This window comes from Paraburkholderia kururiensis JCM 10599 = LMG 19447 (genome assembly GCF_003986935.1).
GTDB classification, from domain to species: Bacteria; Pseudomonadota; Gammaproteobacteria; order Burkholderiales; family Burkholderiaceae; genus Paraburkholderia; species Paraburkholderia kururiensis.
Window position 1 is genome coordinate 208,601 of sequence record NZ_RJZE01000009.1, and the last position, 22,452, is coordinate 231,052.

Annotated in this window: 23 protein-coding genes; 8 read left to right on the plus strand and 15 right to left on the minus strand. The window is 64.9% G+C overall.

Going from position 1 to position 22,452, the window contains the following annotated elements; genetic code table 11:
- Window positions 1–15: 15 nt before the first annotated feature.
- The gene (locus PKKP23_RS13180) at window positions 16–768 is read right to left on the minus strand and encodes an SDR family NAD(P)-dependent oxidoreductase (protein WP_126877206.1); all 753 of its coding nucleotides are present in this window, start codon (window positions 766–768) and stop codon (window positions 16–18) included.
- Window positions 769–1,188: 420 nt separating this feature from the next.
- Between PKKP23_RS13180 and PKKP23_RS13185 the strand changes: the two genes are divergently transcribed.
- On the plus strand, window positions 1,189–1,734 hold the full coding sequence (locus PKKP23_RS13185; protein WP_168724567.1) for a hypothetical protein: 546 nt from the start codon (window positions 1,189–1,191) through the stop codon (window positions 1,732–1,734).
- A 113-nt stretch (window positions 1,735–1,847) separates the two neighbouring features.
- The gene (locus PKKP23_RS13190; protein ID WP_240658977.1) at window positions 1,848–2,162 is read left to right on the plus strand and encodes a hypothetical protein; all 315 of its coding nucleotides are present in this window, start codon (window positions 1,848–1,850) and stop codon (window positions 2,160–2,162) included.
- 33 nt (window positions 2,163–2,195) lie between these two features.
- Here PKKP23_RS13190 and PKKP23_RS13195 read toward each other — a convergent pair whose 3' ends face one another.
- Window positions 2,196–2,537: a zinc ribbon domain-containing protein YjdM gene (locus PKKP23_RS13195; RefSeq protein WP_017775554.1), complete on the minus strand. Its 342-nt coding sequence runs from the start codon at window positions 2,535–2,537 to the stop codon at window positions 2,196–2,198.
- A 181-nt stretch (window positions 2,538–2,718) separates the two neighbouring features.
- On the opposite strand from PKKP23_RS13195, the gene PKKP23_RS13200 reads away from it, so the two are divergent.
- Window positions 2,719–3,495: an alpha/beta fold hydrolase gene (locus tag PKKP23_RS13200; RefSeq protein ID WP_126877208.1), complete on the plus strand. Its 777-nt coding sequence runs from the start codon at window positions 2,719–2,721 to the stop codon at window positions 3,493–3,495.
- Window positions 3,496–3,571: 76 nt separating this feature from the next.
- Here PKKP23_RS13200 and PKKP23_RS13205 read toward each other — a convergent pair whose 3' ends face one another.
- The 3 genes from PKKP23_RS13205 to PKKP23_RS13215 all read right to left on the minus strand — a co-directional run bounded on the left by PKKP23_RS13205 (window position 3,572) and on the right by PKKP23_RS13215 (window position 6,350).
- Complete coding sequence (locus tag PKKP23_RS13205; protein WP_126877209.1) at window positions 3,572–4,540, minus strand: LysR family transcriptional regulator; 969 nt, start codon at window positions 4,538–4,540, stop codon at window positions 3,572–3,574.
- A 91-nt stretch (window positions 4,541–4,631) separates the two neighbouring features.
- Window positions 4,632–5,528, minus strand: a complete 897-nt coding sequence (locus tag PKKP23_RS13210) for an SDR family oxidoreductase (protein ID WP_017775551.1) — start codon at window positions 5,526–5,528, stop codon at window positions 4,632–4,634.
- Between the two features lie 51 nt (window positions 5,529–5,579).
- Complete coding sequence (locus tag PKKP23_RS13215; RefSeq protein WP_126877210.1) at window positions 5,580–6,350, minus strand: SDR family oxidoreductase; 771 nt, start codon at window positions 6,348–6,350, stop codon at window positions 5,580–5,582.
- A 105-nt stretch (window positions 6,351–6,455) separates the two neighbouring features.
- Between PKKP23_RS13215 and PKKP23_RS13220 the strand changes: the two genes are divergently transcribed.
- The gene (locus tag PKKP23_RS13220) at window positions 6,456–7,382 is read left to right on the plus strand and encodes a LysR family transcriptional regulator (RefSeq protein ID WP_126877211.1); all 927 of its coding nucleotides are present in this window, start codon (window positions 6,456–6,458) and stop codon (window positions 7,380–7,382) included.
- Window positions 7,383–7,437: 55 nt separating this feature from the next.
- Here the strand turns inward: PKKP23_RS13220 and PKKP23_RS13225 are convergent, their stop codons facing one another.
- Window positions 7,438–8,217: a hypothetical protein gene (locus PKKP23_RS13225; protein ID WP_126877212.1), complete on the minus strand. Its 780-nt coding sequence runs from the start codon at window positions 8,215–8,217 to the stop codon at window positions 7,438–7,440.
- A 138-nt stretch (window positions 8,218–8,355) separates the two neighbouring features.
- Entirely contained in the window at window positions 8,356–8,553 is a 198-nt protein-coding gene (locus PKKP23_RS34105; RefSeq protein ID WP_168724562.1) for a hypothetical protein, read from the minus strand.
- A gap of 7 nt (window positions 8,554–8,560) precedes the next feature.
- Between PKKP23_RS34105 and PKKP23_RS13230 the strand changes: the two genes are divergently transcribed.
- Complete coding sequence (locus PKKP23_RS13230; RefSeq protein ID WP_240658979.1) at window positions 8,561–9,565, plus strand: Acg family FMN-binding oxidoreductase; 1,005 nt, start codon at window positions 8,561–8,563, stop codon at window positions 9,563–9,565.
- Between the two features lie 86 nt (window positions 9,566–9,651).
- On the opposite strand, the gene PKKP23_RS13235 is transcribed toward PKKP23_RS13230, so the two are convergent.
- Window positions 9,652–9,984 (minus strand): DUF2322 family protein, encoded by a 333-nt coding sequence (locus PKKP23_RS13235; RefSeq protein WP_126877214.1) that lies wholly within the window; start codon window positions 9,982–9,984, stop codon window positions 9,652–9,654.
- A 61-nt stretch (window positions 9,985–10,045) separates the two neighbouring features.
- Complete coding sequence (locus tag PKKP23_RS13240; protein WP_017775545.1) at window positions 10,046–10,459, minus strand: CBS domain-containing protein; 414 nt, start codon at window positions 10,457–10,459, stop codon at window positions 10,046–10,048.
- Window positions 10,460–10,682: 223 nt separating this feature from the next.
- Here PKKP23_RS13240 and PKKP23_RS13245 point away from each other — a divergent pair, with 223 nt between their 5' ends.
- Complete coding sequence (locus PKKP23_RS13245) at window positions 10,683–11,342, plus strand: glutathione S-transferase family protein (RefSeq protein WP_126877215.1); 660 nt, start codon at window positions 10,683–10,685, stop codon at window positions 11,340–11,342.
- Between the two features lie 117 nt (window positions 11,343–11,459).
- On the opposite strand, the gene PKKP23_RS13250 is transcribed toward PKKP23_RS13245, so the two are convergent.
- The 5 genes from PKKP23_RS13250 to xylA form a co-directional block, all read right to left on the minus strand.
- Window positions 11,460–12,641: a sugar ABC transporter permease gene (locus PKKP23_RS13250; RefSeq protein ID WP_017775543.1), complete on the minus strand. Its 1,182-nt coding sequence runs from the start codon at window positions 12,639–12,641 to the stop codon at window positions 11,460–11,462.
- Window positions 12,638–14,224 (minus strand): D-xylose ABC transporter ATP-binding protein, encoded by a 1,587-nt coding sequence (gene xylG, locus PKKP23_RS13255; protein ID WP_126877216.1) that lies wholly within the window; start codon window positions 14,222–14,224, stop codon window positions 12,638–12,640. The genes PKKP23_RS13250 and xylG overlap by 4 nt, the downstream gene beginning before the upstream one ends.
- Before the next feature lie 107 nt (window positions 14,225–14,331).
- Window positions 14,332–15,369, minus strand: coding sequence for a D-xylose ABC transporter substrate-binding protein (xylF, locus tag PKKP23_RS13260; protein ID WP_126877217.1), 1,038 nt, complete (start codon window positions 15,367–15,369; stop codon window positions 14,332–14,334).
- A gap of 96 nt (window positions 15,370–15,465) precedes the next feature.
- Window positions 15,466–16,944 (minus strand): xylulokinase, encoded by a 1,479-nt coding sequence (xylB, locus tag PKKP23_RS13265; RefSeq protein ID WP_126877218.1) that lies wholly within the window; start codon window positions 16,942–16,944, stop codon window positions 15,466–15,468.
- A 73-nt stretch (window positions 16,945–17,017) separates the two neighbouring features.
- The gene (gene xylA / locus PKKP23_RS13270; RefSeq protein ID WP_126877219.1) at window positions 17,018–18,340 is read right to left on the minus strand and encodes a xylose isomerase; all 1,323 of its coding nucleotides are present in this window, start codon (window positions 18,338–18,340) and stop codon (window positions 17,018–17,020) included.
- A gap of 368 nt (window positions 18,341–18,708) precedes the next feature.
- Between xylA and PKKP23_RS13275 the strand changes: the two genes are divergently transcribed.
- Together PKKP23_RS13275 and PKKP23_RS13280 are read left to right on the plus strand one after the other, a co-directional pair.
- On the plus strand, window positions 18,709–19,917 hold the full coding sequence (locus tag PKKP23_RS13275; protein WP_026121609.1) for a XylR family transcriptional regulator: 1,209 nt from the start codon (window positions 18,709–18,711) through the stop codon (window positions 19,915–19,917).
- A gap of 93 nt (window positions 19,918–20,010) precedes the next feature.
- Entirely contained in the window at window positions 20,011–21,090 is a 1,080-nt protein-coding gene (locus PKKP23_RS13280; protein WP_126877220.1) for an aldose epimerase family protein, read from the plus strand.
- 58 nt (window positions 21,091–21,148) lie between these two features.
- Here PKKP23_RS13280 and PKKP23_RS34825 read toward each other — a convergent pair whose 3' ends face one another.
- Window positions 21,149–22,360, minus strand: a complete 1,212-nt coding sequence (locus PKKP23_RS34825; RefSeq protein ID WP_126877221.1) for a GGDEF domain-containing protein — start codon at window positions 22,358–22,360, stop codon at window positions 21,149–21,151.
- Between the last annotated feature and the right edge of the window lie 92 nt (window positions 22,361–22,452).

Below are 22,452 nucleotides of genomic sequence, written 5' to 3' on the forward strand. Positions count from 1 at the left end.
TTCGCAACGCGGCCGTCAGTACGTGGCGCGGCCACCCGACAGATCGAATACGGAACCCGTGCTGAACGCGCAGTCTTCCGAGGAGAGCCAGACGATCAGCGAGGCTGCCTCGTCCGGCATCAGGAAGCGGTTCATCGGGATCTTCGAGAGCATGTAGTCGATGTGCTGCTGCGACATCGAGTTGAAGATCTCGGTCTTCGCCGCCGCGGGCGTGACGGCGTTCACGAGAATGTTCTTCGCAGCGAGTTCCTTGCCGAGCGACTTCGTAAGCCCGATGAGCCCCGCCTTCGAGGCGCTGTAGTGCGAGGCGTTCGGGTTGCCTTCCTTGCCCGCCACCGACGCGATGTTCACGATGCGGCCATAGCCCTCTTTCAACATGTGGGGCACCACGGCGCGGCAGGTCAGGTATGGTCCGATCAGATTCACGTCGATGACGCGGCGCCAGACCTCGGGCTCCAGTTCCCACGTCACGCCGTTGCCGCCCGTGATGCCCGCGCAGTTGATGAGGACGTGAATACCGCCGTGGTCCCGCACCGTCTGCTGCGTTGCGGCGTCGACAGAGCGCTCGTCCGTGAGTTCGACCGTGACGGCCGATACCGTGCCCAGTTCGGCGAGTTCGCGCCGGCTGCTTTCGAGGCGATCGGCGTCGATGTCCCACAGCGCGACGGCCGCACCCGAACGCAGCGCGCGCTCTGCGACGGCATAGCCGATGCCGCGCGCGCCGCCCGTGATTACCATGACCCGGCCGTTCAAGTCGATCTGATTCATTGCTCCTCCAATAGGGCCGCACGTGGGACGTGCGCGGATGTCTCGTTTGTCTTTTTTTTGGCCGGCCGTGGGAAGGCGCCCGAATTACTGGCGGCCATGCTGGAGAGCACTATAGGCGAGCGGTGATAGCCGAACAATCCGGAAGCGGCATGGGGTGATAGCAAAGACGGATCGCACGGATGGCGGGTCGAGTGAAGTTGAATAGCGGGTTGGACGGCGCGGGCGGGATCATCGACAATCCGCGCTGGTGCCGCTCAGGTGCCACCCAGGTGCCGCTCAGGTGCCGCGCTGGACCACGCGTGAAAGCGACCACCGCCCCGCGCGGGCCGCGAGCCGGCACGCCAACAACATTCAACGAACAGACGAACGCCCATGATCGAGCGTCACAGCGCGTTAGCGCTTCGTAAAGTAGCGGCCGTTATGTGGGGGCTATGTGTCAGCCTCAGTGCGCCTGTTGCGCATGCGGCCGGCTTGCCGGCCGCCGTTGCCGCGCAACTGCCCAAGGGTTACGTGCCGATGGTGTATCAGGCGGGTCCGCACATCGAGGGCGGACGGCAAAGCCTGCTCGTCGTGGCTCACCGGCCCGACGACTCGACAGACAAGCCCTCACCGCGTCCGCTCTTCATCTTCGAGGAACAGGCGGGCGGCCAGTACCGGCTCTCGGCGCGCAACGACACGGTCGTATTGCGGGCCAACGAAGGCGGCCAGTGCGATCCGTTCGAAGACGGCTACGATGAGCTCGCGGTCAAAGGCCGCTACTTCACGGTGCAGAACGCCGTGGCGTGCGGCGCGCACTGGACCGACTTCATCACGTTCCGCTACGACGCGACGCAACGTGCGTGGTTCTTCGACAGTGAAATCTTCACGTCGTCCGATCCGCTCAACGACACGCCGGACAAAACCCACATGACGCGCGCGAATCGCGCAAAGCCGGTCACGTTCGAAGCCTGGCGTCCCGATCGCTGAGACGCCGCCGCTGAGGTCATGCAATGAGAGACAACCTTCCTGCACCGAAACGAAGAACGCTCGCTACGCTCCTGTGCCTCGCCATACTCACGGGCAGTGCGGCGGCGGAGCAAATGCCAAGGCCGCCAAGCCCCGTCATGATGGTCCACTTCGATTACTACCCGAAGGACCGCACGCGACTCCATGCGCTGGAACATCGGCTCGCGACGGCGATAAAGCGTGCGGGTGCAGGCGAGCTTGGCGAGACCGAGTTGCACATCGACGGCAACGACGGCTATCTGTACATGTATGGGCCGGATGCGGACAAGCTGTACGCCGTGACGGGTCCGATTCTGAGAGCGTCCCCGATGATGGCGGGTGCCGAAGTTACGACACACCATGGTGCGCGCGCGCAGACGTTCGGCTTGACCGATCAGCGCGCGCGGTAGAGAAAGGCATGGCGAATGTTGCCATGCCGCACATCACACCTTCCTGACGAATTCCGATTTCAGACTCATTGCGCCAAAGCCATCGATCTTGCAATCGATATCGTGGTCGCTGTCCACGAGCCGGATATTCTTCACCTTGGTGCCCATCTTGATCACGCCACCGGAACCCTTCAGCTTCAGGTCTTTGATGACGGTGACGGTATCGCCGTCCTGCAAGACGTTGCCTGCGGAATCCCGATAAACGCGCGCGGCCGCTTCAGTAGGCGCCGCCGCTTCTGCGGACCATTCATGTGCGCATTCCGGGCAGATGTAGACGCCCCCGTCTTCATACGTGAATTCGGAATGGCATTTCGGACAGGGCGGTAACGTACTCATATGTAATCCTTGGTACCTGACAAAATCGATGAAAAGCGCGCCAGTATAGCGCCCCGCACTGCGTCGATTCGATCCTGTCGTCCCATGATCGGCTGTCGATAACGAACCGCGGGTTATCGAACAGGGCCTCGCGACCTAAGATGCGTCCACGGTTTGGCACATCAAGAAAGGGAGCATCGCCATGCACATTCAGACAAGCGGCACGACCATTCACGTAAGGCAACAGGGAGACGGCGACTTCGCGCTCGTGTTTCTCCACTATTGGGGCGGCTCGTCGCGCACGTGGGATATCGTCGCCAGCGAACTCAAGAGCCGCTACAGGATCATCGCAATGGACCATCGCGGCTGGGGTGAGTCGGACGCGCCGGCGCACGGCTACGCCCTTGCCGATCTGGCAGACGATGCGGCGGAAGTGATCGAAGCCCTGAACGTGCGGCGTTATGTCGTGGTCGGTCATTCGATGGGCGGCAAGGTCGCGCAACTGCTGGCATCGCGTCGGCCCGCGGGGCTGCTGGGGCTCGTGCTGGTCGCGCCGTCCCCTCCTTCGCCCATGGCTCTTACCGATGAACAGCGCGCCGCGATGACTGCCACGTACGATTCACGCGAATCGATCGAGTGGGTACTGGACCATGTGCTGACTGCGAAGCAGCTTGCGCCCGAGCTTCGCGAACAGGTCATTGCGGATAGCCTGCGCGGCGCGGCGCAGGCCAAGGTCGCGTGGCCCAACGCCGCGATGCTGGAAGACATCACCGCCGACGTCGCTTCCATCGACGTGCCGGTGCTCGTGATTGCAGGCGAGCGCGACCAGGTGGATCGCGTCGAGACATTGCAGCACGAATTGCTGCCTCGCCTTCGCGGCGCGCGTCTGCATGTATTGCCGGACACGGGGCACCTGTCACCGCTCGAAGCACCGTATGAACTTGCGAGCGTGATTGAAGCATTCGTTCGCGAGCGGTAACAGCGACTTGGACTTCACGGCGCGAGCCGTGAGCGTGGCGATTCAACGCGTCTTCACGCGAGGCCCGCTCGTGCGTCTACGGGTCAACTCGATCAACGCGGCCACGCGAGCGCTTCGTGCCGCTCTTGCGCGGCCGCGCGACGCTGTCCCAAGGCGGTTCGTCCCCGAATGCCGCCACGAGATGATCGATCAGGCTTCGAACCTTCAGCGGCATGTGGCGCGCGCTCGGATAAACCGCCTGAATCACCAGTTCGGACGTGCTGTATTCGGGCAGCAAAGCGACGAGGTGCCCCTGCGCGATCTGCTCTCCGAACACGAATGTCGGACCGTAGACGATGCCTGCGCCTGCAAGCGCCGCATCAAGCAGCATCTGCGTATTGTTTGCCGCCATCCGGCAAGGGCCATCGATGACGTGCGCACGGCCCTTCGCATCGACCAGCGTCCAGTCTCCAACGGAAACGGCCTCGCTGAACGTGAGCCGCGGCGCCTGCCGCAGATCGTGCGGCGTACGCGGCGTACCGTACCGCTCCAGATACGCCGGTGACGCACAGATCACCATTCGGCACGGCGCAAGGCGCCGCGCAACAAGTCCTGAATCGGGCAGGCGTCCAATTCGTATCGCCACGTCGACGCCCGCTTCGAGCAGATCGACATAACGGTCGCTCAACGACACTTCGACGTTGACGTGCGCATGCGCTTCCAGATAGCGCGCCAGAACCTTGCCAAGATGCATTGCGCCGAACGTGACGGGGGCCGCAATACGCAGCACACCGCGGGTCGTTCCTTGCGCGTCGCTGGCTTCGCGGTTGGCCTCGTCCCAAGCGTGCAGAATCTGTTTGCAGCGCTCGTAATAGCGCGCGCCGATATCAGTGAGACTCAGGCGGCGCGTGGTGCGGTGGAGCAGCCTCGCGTTGAGTTCCGACTCGACGGCACTCACGTACTTGCCCGCCATCGCGGCGGATAAACCAAAGCGTCGCGCGGCCGCGGCAAGGCTGCCTTCCTCGACCGCGGCGACGAATACTCCCAGGGCAGTCAGCCGGTCCATTCGTTCCTCGATTCGATCGCATCGTGACGGGAGCCGTGAGCATAAACCAGTCGCCGCGTGGGACAAAGGCGCAATGAACGAAGGGACAGCGTCAATAGCGGCGCGGCCTCAGCAATTCCGACAGGCCCACGCGATGCAGCATCTCGGCCCTCAGCCGGTCGAGCACGGCGAAGCCTACGTCCGCGCCGTCTTGCGTCGGGTCCACGTGCACGCGGAACGGCCGCTGACCGAACGGCGCGTTCACGATATCGACCAATGCCTGAGCGACGAGCGCCACGTCGGCGTGCGGCGGTACGATCGCGGCGAAGGCCTTCTGGATACGCTCGCCCAGCCCCGCGTTCGGTCCGCTCTCATAGGCCTCGAGCACCTGTTCGTCGGCAGGACGGCCGGCATGCGCGAAGTGATTCGTGCCGGAGGTGAAAGCGCCCGGCACCACGATCGAAGTCTCGATACCCCAGCCCGATAGCTCGCGCGCGTATTGAACCGCGATCGAATCCATCGCCGCTTTCGCCGCGAAATAAGGCGCGAGATACGGCGGTGTGCCGCCCGCCGAACTGCTGCTCGACACCCATACGAGCAGGCCGCGCTTCTGCTTGCGCATCTGCGGCAGCACCGCTCGATTCACGCGCTGCGTACCGAGCACGTTGATGTCGTAAAGCTCAGCGTATTGCTCCGGCGTGAACGCCTCTGCGGGTCCAAAGGCCATGTGGCCCGCGTTATGAACGATGACGTCGATGCGGCCCTGCTCGCGAGTCACCTGCGCAATGCCCGCGTCCACGGACGCCTGCGAAAGCACGTCGAGTTCGACAGTGCGCAGATCGACACCGTGCTCCGACGAGAACTGCGCCATCTGCCCGACGACGGGGGCGTTGCGCCCCGCCGTGTCGCGCATCGACGCGTAGACAATGTGGCCGGCTCTTGCCAGCGCTTCGGCGCTCAGGCGTCCAAAGCCGCTCGATGCGCCAGTCACGACGATGACGTGTTTCATGTTGGCTCCTTTGATTTGCGACGGGTTCGAATGAAGGGAAGTGGCTCGGCGTTAAACGATGCCGCCGTTCACACGCAGCGTTTGGCCGTCGATCCAATCGGCCGCGCTGCTCACGAGAAACGCCACCACCGACGAGATGTCCTCGGGTTGACCCAGACGTTCGAGCGGCGGCATCTTCGCGAGCCGCTCGACCTGCTCGGGTGTCTTGTCCTTGAGAAAGAGTTCGGTGGCCGTGGGTCCGGGCGCGACCGCATTCACGGTGATGTTGCGGCCGCGCAATTCCTTCGCGAAGATGTTCGTCATCGTTTCGACCGCGGCTTTCGTGGCGGCGTAGACGGAATAGCCCGGCGTGGCGAGTTCCTTGATGCTGCTGCCGAAATTGACGATGCGCCCGCCGCTGCGCAGCTTCTTCGCGGCCACGCGCAACGTGTTGAACGTGCCCTTCAGGTTGATGGCGACGAGCCGGTCGAACAGCGTGTCGTCGGTATCGGCCAACGGCACGAGGCCCGGCTGCATGATGCCGGCGTTGTTCACGACGATATCGACGCCGCCGAACAACGTGATGGCCTGGTCGAACATCGCGGCAACCTGGGCCGGCACGGCCACGTCGGCTTGAACGGCGGCAGCGCGACCGCCTGCGGCTTCGATCTCGGCGACAACTGCTTGTGCGTCGGCCGCGCGGCCCGCGTAATTCACGACGACGGCGATGCCGTCCGCGGCGAGGCGCTTCGCGATGGCTGCGCCGATGCCGCGCGAGGCGCCGGTGACAATTGCGACCTTCGATGCAAGCTTGACTGCGTTGGTGCTGATTTGTGTGCTCATGGTGGTTCTCCGTTCGGGTGGGTAGTGACGCGATGGGTTCATCATCGTCCCGACCTGCCTACGACGGAAGCCGTATAGCCGTCATATCGCTTATACTCAACGCGTATGACCCTCTTCAACGACCTTACCCTGCTGCGAACCTTCGTCGCCATCGTGGGGAGCGGCAGCATCTCCGCGGCGGCGCGCAAGCTACACCTGAGTCAGCCCACGCTGAGCCGTCAGTTGCGCGCGCTCGAAGACCGGTGCGGCGCACCGCTGCTGCGCCGTGACACGCACCGCATGAGTCTCACCGACATGGGGCATCAATTCCTCGCGGACGCACAGGCGCTACTCGCGCTCGCAGAGGAATCCGAACAGCGGCTGCGCAACGACCAGAGCGAATTGAGCGGCAATATCCACATGTTCTCGACCATCGACTTCGGTCAGTCCGCCGTGAGCCGGCTCATCAGCAGCTTCATTCAGGCGCATCCAGGCGTGCGCATCGAACTGGGCTATTCGAACCGGCCGCTGCACATGATCGAGGAAGGCTGCGACGTAGGCATCCTGGCGGGCACGCTGACCGACGATCGCGTGGTGGCCCGCTCGCTCGGCGAGATCGCGCGATACGTCGTCGCGTCGCCGTCGTTTCTGAAGGATCACAAGATTCGCGGCACGCCGGAATCGCTCGGCAAGCTGCCGTGGATCGCGCTGTCCAGCCGGCAGTTCGGCGGTTCGCGAGACGTCACGCTGCACTCGGGCAATGCGACGCACACGCTACAGATCGAGCCCGTGTTCGTGACAGAAGGCGTAACGAGCATTCGCGAATCGGTGCGCATGGGACTCGGCATCGCGGTGTTGCCGGAATGGCTTGTTGAGGAAGACCTGCTCTCGGGACGACTCGTGCGAATTCTGCCGAAGTGGCATGCGAAGCCTCTTCCCGCGCAGATCATTTTCCCGGTGCAACGCCGGCTGCCGTTTCGCGTGAGGGCGTTTATCGAGTTTGCGACGGAATATATGCGGACGGTTTTGAAGCCGACGGACAACAAGCGCTAACGTGGCGAATCCCGGTGTGGCGCGCTCGTCGATGCGCGCAACGCAGCATGCGAAGTCACCCGCGCGTCATTCGCCGCAAGCGCATCACGTGCAACCGGTGGCTGAGGCCCTTGAACATGCTGCGCTCGTGCGGGTCGCCGAAATGCAGCAGCACGGTGCAGCGGACACGGGACGGCGCGCCGGCCTGGTTCGCATGCAGCGAACGCATACCCCAGAAAAAGTACAGATTCCCCGGCGTCAACGTGACGACCTTCGCCGACAGCCATTTCTGGACAAACGCTAAACGCCACACGGGCGCGAGCAGCTTTTCGATCAATAGCTTTTCGAGAATGTTCACCATCGACGATCGCCTTGCATTGCGCAAGTTCGGAAACATCACGAGATGGCCCGGCGGCTCGCCCGGGTCGCACGGAATCAATACCGGCAGCAGGATCGAGACGACATACGAGTCGTAGTGAAAGTTGCACGAGTGACGCCGCCCCTGCTCACCAGCCAGTACGCGCATGACGGGCAAGATCCGGTCGCTGGGCGGCGACACACCCATCTTGAGCATATAAAGCTGGCGTACCAGGGCGAGCAGTTCGACGTCGTCGAAAAGTGGGCCCAGGCAGGTATTCACGCACCACGCCGCGCCGTTGAAGGCGAAGTATTTGAAGCCGTTCTGTTCGATCAGTTCGGATACCGTGCGGCGCAGCTTTGCCAGTACGGACGCCGACACAACGTCGTTCAGCACGCCGAACCCGGATTCGTCCATCGACACGGCGAGCGCGCGAGCGCTCTGCGCGCTTATAGGCCCGAACGCGCCGGAGGGTGCTCCATCATTCGACACATTCATCGCAGCTCTCTCTGGATGATTGGGAATATCGTCCACGCGCTACAGAACGCACGCTAAAGAAAAAATATGTCGTATTCCGTGCGCCCGCGTACAGTGATCGAAATAATGAAGGCGCTTAAAAAACGCTTTAAATCCGTTTCATCGGATAAACAAACACTCGGTCAGATTGACACAAATCAATAGCAGCAGCGCGGGCGTCGAATAGGTTCCGATAGCGCAGAACGAACCAGTCACCACCACGCACGGGGAAGCGAACATGAACAGGCGTACTTTCTTCCTCGGCGCGGGGGGCGGCTTGATGCTGGCTGCCGGCGCGACGGCGTGGATGTCGTCCACGGGATCGATGGCCGATTACGACGCCTACGCAGGGCGCCTGCGTGCAGCGCCCGTTGTGCCGCCCAACATGCGCGACGTCATCCGCTACGCCACGCTTGCCGCCAACAGCCACAACACGCAGCCCTGGCGGTTTCGCGTCGGCGACCGGTTCATTGAGATTGCGCCGGATGTTTCGCGCCGAACGCCCGCGGTCGACCCCGACGATCATCATCTGTTCGTGAGCCTCGGATGCGCGGCGGAAAACCTCGCTATCGCGGCGACCTCGCTGGGATGGCCCGGGGAACTCCAGATCGCGCCGGACGGAGACCTCATACGCTATGCCTTCGTCAAGGGGCCGATGATCGCGAGTCCGCTCTACGCAGCCATTCCGAAACGGCAATCCACCCGCGCCGAATACGACCGACGCTCCGTTCCTGCCGCGCACCTTGCGCTCCTGGAACAAACGGCCGACACCTCCAGCGTTCATCTGGCTATCCTGACCCATCGCATGGATATCGACCGAATGAAGGAACTCGTGGTTGCCGCCAACAGCGCTCAAATGGCGGACATGGCGTTCATGCGGGAGTTGAAGCGGTGGATCCGGTTCAACCCACGCAGTGCCATGACGTCAGGCGATGGCCTTTTTTCGGCGGCAAGCGGCAACACGGCGCTGCCGGACGCCATTGGACGGTTCGCGTTCGAGCGGTTCTTCAACGCGCGCAGCGAAAGCGACAAATACGCACGTCAGGTCGATTCTTCAGCCGGCGTCGCCGTGTTTGCCGGCGACCGCGAAGACAAGGCGCATTGGATCAGGGTGGGCCGCGCTTGCCAGCGCTTCGCATTGACTGCGACGAGCCTCGGCATCAAGGTGGCCTTCATCAATCAACCTGTTGAAGTGGCGCGGTTCCGTCCTGAGTTGGCGGCTCTTGTCGGGATGGCCGGGCGCCGCCCCGACATCGTCCTGCGCTTTGGCTACGGGCCGACGCTGCCGTTTTCTCCCCGCCGGCCCGTGGAAGCGGTGCTGACTCGATAACGCGAGGGATGGGAAGCGGCCGGCGCAGCGGCATCACGCAAGGTCGCGTGAAAGCACGGCAGCCGCGTGTGAGGCCTGCTCGAACCTCACGCCCCTCTCACCACCCCGATACTCAACGGCTCCGCGCCCGCCACGATCGCCAGCAAACGGTCCACGTTTGGATGTGCCCCAGGCCGCTTGCGTGCGTCCTCGGTGTGTTCGGCGAATACGGCGAGTCCGTGCTCGGCGGCCCTGGCGTCCAGCGTGCCGAACACCGTTTGCAGGTAGTGGTAGACGGCCACCGATCCCTGCTTGCCGGGCACGTTGTCGATGCTGGCCACCACCGCGCCCTTGCCGTCGATCAGATCGATGCGCGTGATGCCTTCAATGCCCGGCAGGCGGGCGAGGTTGTCCTTGAATACGTTGCCTGGTTGAATCACTGACTACACTCCGTGGGTCTGAAAATTCGAAACGGATGAGGGAATATCGGGCAGCGAGCTCTCACTGCGCCGCGCGCGGCGCCAGCGCCCGCAGCACGTCGCGCCAGCTTACGATTCCCACGGGCCGCATGCCGTCGCGCACGATGGGAATGCACGACACGCCCTTCTCGAGAAATATCTCGACGGCCGCTGAAACGTCCGCGTCCGGGCCCAGCGTCACGGGCTTGCGGCCCATGATCTGGTGCACGCGCCGGTTCAGCGTCGCCACGTCGCGCGGCGCCTCCACCACGCTGTCGATGAACGGGCTTAGCGCGCGCAGCAGGTCGCGGTCCGAGACAACGCCCTGCAATTCGCCGTCTTCCACCACGAGCACGTGATGAAACTTCGCCGAATCGAAGATGTGTTTGACGGTCGCGAGGGTGTCGTCGAAGCTCACCGTCACGACGCGTGTGGTCATGATTTCCCTGATTTCCATGAGTGGTCCCCTGTGCCGCCGATGCTCGCCGCGCCTCTAGCCGTGCGGGCGCATCGCGATGGCGCGAATAATAGCGCGTTCCGGGGCGGCTCAAACAGGTCGCGTTCCAGAAAGAAACACGTGGCGCGATGTCGATTCCCGCCCGGCTCGTTCGTCGTCCATGAGAAGCGGCCGATCGAATCCGTCGACGCCGCACTCCCTGAACCCGACACGGTGAACCGCCATGCCCCTGGAACTCTATGCCCACCCCTTTTCGTCTTATAGCCAGAAGGCGTTGATCGCGCTCTACGAGAACGGCACGCCCTTCGAATGGCGCCCGCTCGGGCCCGAGCATCCCGAGAACGGGCAAACGCTTGCCACGCTCTGGCCGATGCGGCGCTTTCCGCTGCTGGTGGACGGCGAGCGCGTCGTCACAGAAGCCAGCATCATCATCGAGTACCTGCAGCTCAACTATTCCGGCCCCGTGCGCCTCTTGCCCGACGACCCGCACGCGGCGCTGGAGGTGCGCGGCATGGACCGCTTCTTCGACAACTACGTTTCCACGCCGCAGCAGAGAATCGTCTACGACAGCCTGCGGCCGGAGGCGGAGCGCGATCCGCGCGGCGTGACGGACGCGCGCGCGATGCTCGATACGGCGTACGCCTGGCTCGACAAGGTCATGGCAGAACGCGAATGGGCCACGGGCGACGCGTTCAGTCTTGCGGACTGCGGCGCCGCGCCTTTCCTGTTCTACGCGGACTGGACGCATCGCATCAATGCGTCGTTCGCGAACGTGATCGCCTACCGGAAACGGCTGCTCGCGCGGCCGTCGTTTGCGCGCGCGGTTGAAGACGCGCGTCCGTACCGGCCGCTGTTTCCGCTCGGCGCACCGGATCGCGATTGAAGAGGGAGAGAGAACGTGCGACCGCCGCGCGCCAGGACACGAGCGCGGGCGGCAGCCACGAACCAGAAAGCGGGATAGCCTGGAAGGCAGAAATCCGGAACGGCGGCAAAACAACAATCAACGCCGGTTCGACCCCGACACCACATCGATCCATACCGCGAGCACGAGGATGGTGCCCTTCACGATCATCTGCCAGTACGCATCCACGTCGAGCATCGACATGCCGTTGTCGAGGCTCGCCATCACGAGCGCACCGATCAGCGCGCCGTAGACAGTGCCCGAGCCGCCGCGCATCGAAGTACCGCCGATGAAGCACGCCGCGATCGCATCGAGTTCGCCCATCGAACCCGCCGAAGGCGATCCCGCCGCGAGCCGTGCGGTGTTCACGATCCCGCCGAACGCGCACATCAGGCCCATCAGCGCGAAGATGGCGAGCTTCACGCGATCGGTGTTCACGCCCGAGAGCCGCGTGGCCTCCAGGTTGGACCCCACCGCATAGATGCGCCGGCCGAACACGGTCTGCGTGGCGATCCACGTAAAAATGCCGAGCAAAGCAAGCAGCAGCAGCACCGGCACCGGAATACCGCCGTACTGGTCGAGCATGGCGACGAACGCGAGCAGCACGGCGCCCGCCGCGACCACCTTGGTCACGTCCTGCCACATCGGCACCACGGCAAGCTGATAGTGCTGCCGATTGCGCCGGTTGCGCACCGTGAGCAGCGCCACCACGGCGAACAGCACGACCGCGAGCGTATCGCCCACCACGCGCGGCAGGTAGCCCTGGCCGATGAACACGAGGTTGTCGGAAACGGGCGCGATGGTGGAGCCGCCCGTGATGCCGAGCAGGATGCCGCGATACGCGAGCATGCCGCCCAGCCCCACGATGAACGACGGCACGCGCCGCCACGTGGACCACCAGCCGTTGAACATGCCCACCAGCACGCCGAGCACCATCACGGCGGGCACGGTCGCGGCCACGGGCCAGTGGTGATTCACGTCGAGAATCGCAGCCACGCCGCCCAGCAGACCGAGCAGCGATCCGACGGAAAGGTCGATCTCGCCCGCGATAATGACGAACACCATGCCGCACGCGAGCATGCCCGTGATCGACATCTGCCGAAGCAGGTTCGAGACGTTGCGCGGCGTGACGAACGCACCGTGCGTGAGCACCGAGAAGAAAATCCAGATGGCTGCCACCGCGAGCAGCAGCGCGAGCACCTTGTAGCGCGCGAACAGTTGCTTGATGCGTTCGGCGCCATACGGCGACGGCGCGGGCGATGAAGTGAGGTCGGGAGTCATGCTGCACTCGCTCCGGTATGAGTGATGAACGGACCGGCGCCGGCCGCTTCGGCTGGGCGCCGCGCGGGCTGAATGGCCGCGGTGAGAATGCGTTCCTGCGTGAGGCCGTCGTTGACGAAATCGCCGCGCAACTCGCCTTCGCCGATCACCAGCACGCGGTCGCTGATGCCCAGCACTTCGGGCAGCTCCGACGACACCATCACGATCGCCATGCCGCGCTTCGCGAGTTCGAAGATGAGCCGGTAGATCTCGTACTTGGCGCCCACGTCCACGCCGCGCGTGGGCTCGTCGAGAATCAGCACCTTCGGCTCGGTCATCAGCATCTTCGTGAGCACGGCCTTCTGCTGATTGCCGCCGGAAAGGCTCGCAATAGAGAGCATCGGGTGCGCCGTGCGGATCGACAAGCGCCGGATCTGCGCGTTGATGGCGTCGAGTTCGGCTGCGGCGTCGATGCGCCCGCGCTTTACAAAGCGTTCCAGCACCGCAAGCGTGATGTTGTGCCCCACGCCGAGCGCGGGCACGATGCCGTGGCGTTTGCGGTCCTCGGGCACCATCGCGATGCCGGCGCGAATCGCGTCGAGCGGCGAGCGCACCTTGAGCGGCTTGCCTTCGAGTATCACGGTGGCGCTGCTCGTGCCCGGATATGCACCGAACACGGCCTGCATGAGCTCGGTGCGCCCCGCGCCCACCAGACCCGCCACGCCCACGATCTCGCCGCGCCGCACCGCGAACGACACGTCGTCCACGCGCTTTCTGCGCGGGTTGGTGACGTCGAAGCACGTGACGTTGCGCGCCTCGAACACGACCTCGCCCACCGCATGTTCTTCACACGGAAAGAGCTGCGTGATCTCGCGGCCCACCATCATCTGGATGATGCGTTCGGTGGTGAGCGTGCTCATGGGCGCCGTGCCCACATGCCGGCCGTCGCGGATCACCGTGATGGTGTCGCACACGGCCTCCACTTCGTCGAGCTTGTGCGAGATGTAGACGCATGCCACGCCGCGCCGCTTCAGGTCGCGCACGATGTCGAGCAGGATGCGCGTTTCCGACGCCGTGAGCGACGACGACGGCTCGTCCAGAATCAGCAGCTTCGCGCGCTTGTTGAGCGCCTTCGCGATCTCGATGAGCTGCTGGTGGCCGCCGCCGTAGTTCATGACGGGCTGCGCCACGTTGATGCCTTCTATGTTGAGGCTGCGCAGCAGTTCGTCGGCACGTTGATACATAGCCGCATAGTTCATGCGACCGCCCGGCAGCGTGATTTCGTTGCCGAGGAAGATGTTCTCGGCCACCGAAAGCTCGGGTACGAGCATGAGTTCCTGGTGGATGATGACGATGCCCGCGTGCTCCGTATCGCGCACGTTCGCGGCTTTGAGCGGCTTGCCTTCCCAAAGGATCTCGCCTTCCCATGTGCCGTGCGGATACACGCCCGAAAGCACCTTCATGAGCGTCGATTTGCCGGCGCCGTTCTCGCCGCACAGGCCGACGCATTCGCCGGCATGCACGGTGAGATCGATACCCGACAGCGCCTTGACGCCCGAGAAAGCCTTGACGATGCCGCGCATCGTCAGCAGTGGTTGCTCCATTCGCTTTTGCCTCACTGAGGGGATACGACAGCAGCATCAGGCTCGCTGCAGGCACGCAACGGCGCGCCTGCAGCGAGTGCCTGCCCCCTGCCCGCTTATTGCCTTGCTTATTGGCTCGCGAGTTGTGCCTGCGTATAGAAGCCGTCCTTCACCACCACATCGACGTTGCTCTTCGTGAGCAGCGTGGGTTGCAGCAGGACCGTATCCACCTTCTTCTTGCCGTTGTCGTACTGCGCGTTGTACGCGGGCTTTTCGCCCTTCGCGAGTTGCACGGCGAGCTTCGCGGCTTCGCCTGCAATCAGCTTGAGCGGCTTGTAGACCGTCATGGTCTGCGTGCCCGCGATCACGCGCTTCACGGCGGCAAGATCCGCGTCCTGGCCCGAGACGGGCACCTTGCCCGCCAGGTGTTGCGCGGCCAGTGCCTGGATCGCGCCGCCCGCGGTGCCGTCGTTCGAGGCGACCACGGCGTCGATCTTGTTGTTGTTCGCGGTGAGCGCGTCTTCCATGATGCGCAGCGCGGTGGACGCGCTCCACTCCGGCACCCACTGCTGGCCCACCACCTTGATGTCACCGCGATCGATAGCGGGCTTCAACACCTTGAGCTGCCCTTCGCGCAGCATCTTCGCGTTGTTGTCGGTGGGGGCGCCGCCCAGCAGGAAGTAGTTGCCCTTCGGCTTCGCGTTATAGACGCCCTGCGCCTGCAGTTCGCCCACCTTCTCGTTGTCGAACGAGATGTAGGCGTCCACGTCGGCATCCAGAATCAGGCGGTCGTACGACACCACCTTGATGCCGGCCTTCTTCGCTTCGGCCACCACGTTGCCGAGCGTCTTCGAGTTGAACGGCACGATCACGATCACGTCGACGCCGCGCGAAATCAGGTTTTCGATCTGCGAGATCTGGCGCTCTTCGCTCGCATCCGCGGACTGCACGGAAACGGTGGCGCCCAGCTTCTGCGCGGCGGCCACGAAGTAGTCGCGGTCGCGCGACCAGCGCTCCACGCGCAGATCGTCGATGCAGAAGCCGATTTCGGGATGGTCTTTGCTCGCATGCGCAAGCGGTGCGACGAGCGACAGGCTCGCGGCCATGACGGTGCATAGCAGCGAAGCCAGAACGGAACGACGGGTAGCACGCAGTACGGGTTTCATGTCTCACTCCTGTTTATGGTCGTTGATGTAATGCCGTCTTGCGGCGCCGCGCGGCCCTTCGCGCGACGCGTTACTGCTTCTTCACTGCTGCGGTGGTTATGCCGTCGCGGCGAACACCGGCTCCAGCGCGCGATACAACGCACGAAACACGGGCCGGCGCGTGTCGCTGTACCAGGCATGGCGGCTCGCGTTGGGCTCGCGCACCGCGGTAACGGGCGGCGTGGGACACACCGCTTCGAGCGACGCACCCGGCTCCACGGCGAGATGCGCGAGGCGCGCCGCGCCCAGCGCCGGACCCACCTCGCCGCCCGCGCGCAACGTGAGCGTGCGGCCCGCGATGTCGGCGAGCATCTGCGTCCAGTACGGGCTGCGCGAACCGCCGCCCACCAGCGTGATCTCGTCGGGCACGAGGCCGGCCGCATGCAAGGCATCCATGCCGTCGAGCAGCGCGAACCCGACGCCTTCCAGCGTGGCGTTGGCGAGGTCGGCGCGGTTCGTGTCGGGTGTCATGCCGTGATACACGCCGCGCGCGTTCACGTTGTTCCAGGGCGTGCGTTCACCGCTCAGATAGGGCAGGAACCAGGGGTGCGCACGGCTTGCATGCGCCTCGGCATCGGCGAGCAGCGCGGCTACGTCGGCGTAGCCCGTCAGGCGCGCGCAGAAGTCGAGACAGCCCGCCGCATTGAGCATCACGGACATGAGATGCCACGTGCGCGGCAACGCATGACAGAAGCTATGCACGGCCGACGCCGGGTTCGCGAGAAAACCGTCCGACACCGCGAAATAGACGCCGGACGTACCCAGCGACAGCATGGCCTGCCCCGGTTTCACGATGCCCACGCCCACGGCGCCCGCGGCGTTGTCGCCGCCGCCCGCCGCCACCGGCACTTCGCGCAGCCCCCATGCGCGCGCAAGCTCGGGCGTGAGCGTGCCCGTCACGCGATTGCCTTCGAACACGTCCGGCATCTGCTCGCGCGAAAGCCCGCAGGCCGCGAGCAGCACGTCGCTGTAATCGCGCTTCGCCACGTCGAGCCAGAGCGTGCCCGCTGCATCGGAGGGATCGGTTGCGAAGCCGCCCGTAAGGCGATAGCGCAGATAGTCCTTCGGCAGGAGCACTTTCGCGATACGCGCAAAGCAATCGGGCTCGTGCTTGCGCACCCACAGCAGCTTGGGCGCCGTGAAACCGGGCATCGCGAGGTTGCCTGCGATCTGATGCAACTGCGGCACCGCGGCTTCGAGTTCGACGCATTCGGTATCCGAGCGGCCGTCGTTCCAGAGAATCGCGGGGCGCAGCACGTCGCCGTTCGCATCCAGCAGCGTGGCGCCGTGCATCTGGCCCGTGAGCCCGATGGCTTCGATGCCGGCGCGCTCGATGCCGGCTGCCTGCGCCTGCGCGAGCAGGTCTTCCATCGCCGCGGTAGTCGCGGCCCACCAGTCGTGCGGCGACTGCTCGGACCAGCGCGGCTGCGGTCGCGACACGGCGAGCGCATGCGTCGCCGTGCAGCGCACGTGCCCGTCGCGGTCGAGCAGCACGGCCTTTACGCCCGACGTGCCGAGGTCGATGCCGATGAACATGGTGTCTCGCCCAGTGTCTTGTTTTGCCGCGCGGGTTGCGCCTGATTCGCTTGAAGATCGCGTTCGGACAGACTCAACGCACGCCGTAGATGGCCTGGTTCACGATGTTCTCGAGCTGCTCCTGGCGCCCGCTCACGTGTACGGGATGAATGCCGCGCTGCTGCGCCTCGGCCGCGAGGCTTTGCAGCGTGTAGCCGCCCGAGAGAATCTTGCGGCCGAACTCCGTGTCCCAGCCCGCGTAGCGTTGCTGCCTGAACTGTTCGAGCCGGTCATTCTCCACGAGCGCCGCCGCGCGTTCCAGCGCGAGCGCGAGCAGGTCGATGGCGCCCACGTGGCCGTAAAACAGGTCTTCGGCGTCCACGCTCTGGCGGCGCACCTTCGAGTCGAAGTTCATGCCGCCCGTGGTGAATCCACCATGACGCAGGATCTCGTAGAACGCGAGCGTCATTTCTTCGACGCTGTTGGGGAACTGGTCCGTGTCCCAGCCGTTCTGCGGGTCGCCGCGGTTCGCATCCACGCTGCCGAAAATGCCGAGCGCGAACGCCATCGCAATTTCGTGATGGAACGAGTGGCCCGCGAGCGTGGCGTGATTCGCCTCGATGTTCACGCGAATTTCGTTCTGCAATCCGTACTGGGTGAGAAAGCCGTGCACCGTGGCCACGTCGTAGTCGTACTGGTGCTTGGTGGGTTCCTGCGGCTTCGGCTCGATGAGGAGCGTGCCCTTGAAGCCGATACGGTGCTTGTGCTCCACCACCATGTTGAGAAAGCGCGCGAACTGCTCGCGTTCGCGCACGAGGTCGGTGTTGAGCAGCGTGTCGTAGCCTTCGCGGCCGCCCCACAGCACGTAGTTGTCGCCGCCCAGCTTGTGCGTGGCGTCGAGCGCGTGGCTCACCTGGGTCGCGGCATACGCGAACATCTCGGGGTTCGGGTTCGTCGCGGCGCCCGCGGCGTAGCGCGGATGCGAGAACAGGTTGGCCGTGCCCCACAGCAGCTTCATGCCGCTGTCCTGCTGCTTGCGCGCAAGGTAGTCGGTCATGCGCGCGAAGTTCTCTACATAGTCGCGAATGTTCTCGCCTTCGGGCGCGACGTCGGTGTCGTGGAACGTGTAGTACGGCACGCCGAGCTTCGTGAAGAACTCGAAGGCGTGGTCGGCCTTTTGCTGCGCGCGCTCCATGGCGTCGCCCGGTTGCTGCCACGGGCGGTGAAAGGTGCCTTGCCCGAAGATGTCGACGCCGGGCCACACGAAGGTGTGCCAGTAGCAGACGGCGATGCGCAGATGCTCTTCCATCGTCTTGCCGAGCACGCGCTTCTCGCGGTTGTAATGGCGATAGGCGAGCGAATGCTCGGACTGCGGACCTTCGTAACGGACGGGCGGGATGTGCTCGAAGTAGGACATGGCGTCTCCATTGTCATGTTGCGCCGCAGCGGTTACAGCAGGTGCGGCACGGCGCGCGTTGGGCATGACGTGGACATGCCGTGGGCGCCGTTCGATAAGGTGCGGCCATGCTGCCAGCGCAGGCCCGCCGCCGACAATTGCGAAATTTCACAGCGCCCGTGATGTTTCCCGCCAAACGCCATCGCCATGTTCGGCACGAATGCGCAAGACGCCTAAAATAGCCAGACGCTTAAAACCGCCGGACGCTTCGTTTGTTCCTGCCGGGCAGGCAGGTCAACCGGTAAGGCGAAACCAGGAACCGGACAAAGACAGGAGACAAGGGTGAGCCGCGCGCTGTGCTTCAGTTCGCGCCGTGCCCATCCACCATCATGCCGAGCACGATCCGACACCCGACGCCCCAGAAGACGCACCGCATCGCGCTGCTGTTCAATGCGAACAAGGTGTACGACCGCGAGATCATCACAGGCATTGGCGACTATCTGCGCTCCACGCGTGTGGCGTGGGATCTCTTTCTGGAAGAAGACTTTCGCTGCCGCCTCGCGGGCATCGAGCACTTCGACGGCGACGGCATCATCGCGGACTTCGACGACCCGGCCGTCTGCGAAGTGCTCGCGGACTGCACGCTGCCGCTCGTCGCGGTGGGCTCGTCGTATGAAGACGCTGCCCAGTACCCGCCGAATCTGCCGTACATCGCCACCGACAACGCCAAGCTCATCTCGCTCGCCGTCAACCACCTGCTGGGCGCGGGGTTGCAGCACATGGCCTGCTACAGCCTGCCCGAGTCGCCCACCAACCGCTGGGCGCAGCAGCGCGAACTCGCCTTCGAGCGGCTCGCGCAGGCCGAAGGCATGGAAGCGGAAATCTATCGCGGCCTGACCACCAGCGCGCCGGACTGGAACCACGCCACCGAGCAACTGGCCGCGTGGCTCGAACGCCTGCCGAAGCCCGTCGGCATTCTCGCCGTCACGGATGCCCGCGCGCGGCACCTGCTCCAGGCGTGTCTGATCGCGGGCATTCCGGTGCCCGAGGAAGTGGCGATCATCGGCATCGACAACGATCCGCTCACGCGCACGCTGACGCGCATCCAGCTTTCGTCAGTAATTCAGGGCACCGAAGAGATGGGCCGCACCGCCGCGCACCTGCTGCACAAGATGCTGCACGGCGCGCGCTTTCCGGGCCACCGCGTGCTCGTGCCGCCGGTGGGCATCAACGTGCTCGAATCGACGAAGTACCAGCCGCTCGCGAGCCAGTACGTGAAGCGCGCGCGCCATTTCATCCGGCAGTACGCGTGCCAGGGCATTCGCACCGAACAGGTGGCCGACCACGTGGGCGTGTCGCGTTCTTCGCTGGAGGAATATTTTCGGCGTGAGATGCAGTGCACGGTGCACCAGGAGATACTGCGCTACAAGCTCGACGCGGCCAAGGCGATGCTCGTGAAGGGCGATGCATCGAGCGCGGAAGTGGCCGTGCGTTGCGGGTTCACGTCGCTGCAGTACATGTATGCCGTGTTCCGCCGCGAACTGGGCTGCACGCCGCGCGAGTATCAGGAACGCGCGAGGTCCGCGGTGGCGCCATAACCGCCATAACCGCCATAAGGGCCATAAGGGCCATACAGGGCCGCCCTGTCATTGCAACCGTCCGTCCCTGTCTTATCCGAATCTGCAGACTCCATGATCCGAACCGCGCAACTGACTTCCGAACCCTGGGGCACGCTGCCCGACGGCGAGCCGGTCACGCTCTTCACGCTGCGCAACGCGCACGGCATGAAGGTGGCCATCAGCGACCTGGGCGCCACGCTCGTCTCGTGGCACGTGCCCGACCGCACTGGCCGCCTAGGCGACATCCTGCTCGGCCACGACACGCCCGCCGAATATCTCGCGAGCGGCGCCTACATGGGCGGGCTCGTGGGCCGCTGGGCCAACCGCATCGCCAACGCGCGCTTCACGCTGGACGGCATCGAATACGCGCTCGACCGCAACGAGGGCAACAACCTGCTGCACGGCGGCTCGCACGGCTTTCATCGGGCGATGTGGGACGTGACGGAAGACGGCGACGCGCTTGTCATGCGCCTCGATTCGCCCGAAGGCGACGCCGGATTTCCGGGCAACGTGAGCGTGCAGGTGCGCTACACGTTCGACGACGACGGCACGCTCACCCTCGACTACGAGGCGCTCACCGACGCGCCCACGCCGCTCAACCTCACGAGCCACGGCTACTTCAACCTCACGGGCCAGCCCGGCACGGACATTCGCGGCCACGTGATGACGATCGACGCCGACGCGTTCTTCGAAGTGAACGCGGAGCTGATTCCCATCGAGCGCGCCGACGTGGCGGGCAATGCGTTCGACTTTCGTCATAGCGCACCGCTGGGCGCGCGGCTCGACTGGCCGCATGCGCAGCTGGCCCGCGCGGGCGGCTTCGACCATTGCTACATCCTGCGCGAGCCCGCGGGCGCGGGCGCCGACGCGAATGCATTCACGGTGCGCGAGGTGGCGCGCGCCTACGACCCGGGCAGCGGGCGCGAACTCGTCGTGTCCACCAACGAGCGCGGACTGCAGTTCTATACGGGCAACTATCTGGAAGGCGAGCCGGGGCGCAACGGCACGGTGTATCGGCGGCACGCGGGCCTGTGTCTGGAGGCCGCGGCGTTTCCCAACGAGATCAACATGGAAAGCAGCGAGCGCGTCGTGCTGCGGCCCGGCGAGACGTATCGGCAGACCACCCGGTATCGCGTGGGCGTGGCGGACTGACGCGAAGACTGAGCCGCGCAAGAACCGCGGCCGCGCACGCCACCCGGCATGGCGTGTCTCAACGTCCCGCGCCCGCGGACCAGGTGGATTCCGCGTCCGCTTCCGAGATTGCCGGCCCCTGCCCCGCGCCCCACCCGTCCTTCTTGCGCTTGCGCTTGGCGTCGTACATCGCGGCGTCGGCGAGGCGCAGGACGGCGTCGATGTTCGTGGCGTCGTCCGGCACGGTCGCCATGCCGATACTCGCGCCCACCTGCGCCGTGATGCCCGGCGCGAGCTCGAACGGCTTCGCGATCTCGCGCGCCATGGCGTGGGCGAACTGGTGTGGGCCGTTCTTGCCCGGGAACGCGGCGCCGTCGTCGAGAATCACGAATTCGTCACCGCCAAGGCGCGCCACGAGCGCGTGCTTGCCTGCCAGCGCACGCAGCCGTTCGGCTACCTGCACGAGCAGCGTGTCGCCGGCTTCGTGGCCGTAGGCATCGTTGACGGGCTTGAAGCCGTCGAGGTCCAGATACAGCAGCATCATGCCGGGCTGCATGCGGGCGCCCGTCCCCCAGCCGTTGCGCGCGGCGTGGAAGAGACCGGTGCGGTTCAAGAGACCCGTGAGCCCGTCGTGACGCGCGCGCCGGTCGTTTTCGCGCTCGGCCTTCATGGTGGTGATGAGCATCGCGTTGAGGCGCCGCGCCGCCGCGCTCATCGCAAAGAGATAAAACGGGATCTGCACGAGCGTGAGCAGCAGCACCTTCTGGCCCGCCAGCAGCGCGCCGATGCAGCACGGCCCGAGCGACAGGAAGATCATCACGGCCACGAGGCGCGGCGCCGCGAAGTTGCGAAAACAGATGCCGCCCACCATGGCGGCCGCGGACAGGAACGAGAGCGTGGCGGCCACCCAGTCGCCGCTGATCGCACTCACGAACGCGCCATAGCCCACGGTGGCGCCCCAGAGCGGCGCAAGGCTGATGTAGAAGTCGGTGGGGGTCGGTTTGCCTTGCTTCGCGCGCTGCCGCGCGATCACGAGCACGGCCCAGCGCGTCGTGCACACGACGATTTCGGCAACGAGCCACAGGCGGAACAGGACGGTGGGATGGCGCGCCGCGAGCACCCAGGCGACGGCGATGGTATTGAACACGCCGCCGAAGAAGATCGGCATCGTGCCGAACAGCGTGCCGACCAGTTCGACGCGGATGTCGCGCGGCGTCTCCTGCCCCGGCTCGGTGAGCCACGTCGCCAGACGGCCACGCGGCAGCGTGTAGGTTTCGTTCGCGTTTTTCACCTGAGCTTCACCTGATGCACCCTGATGCGCTGGCGCGACGTCCTGGCGTCGTCCCGCTACGGTTGGGGAAAGCCGGCGGTCCACTTGACGAC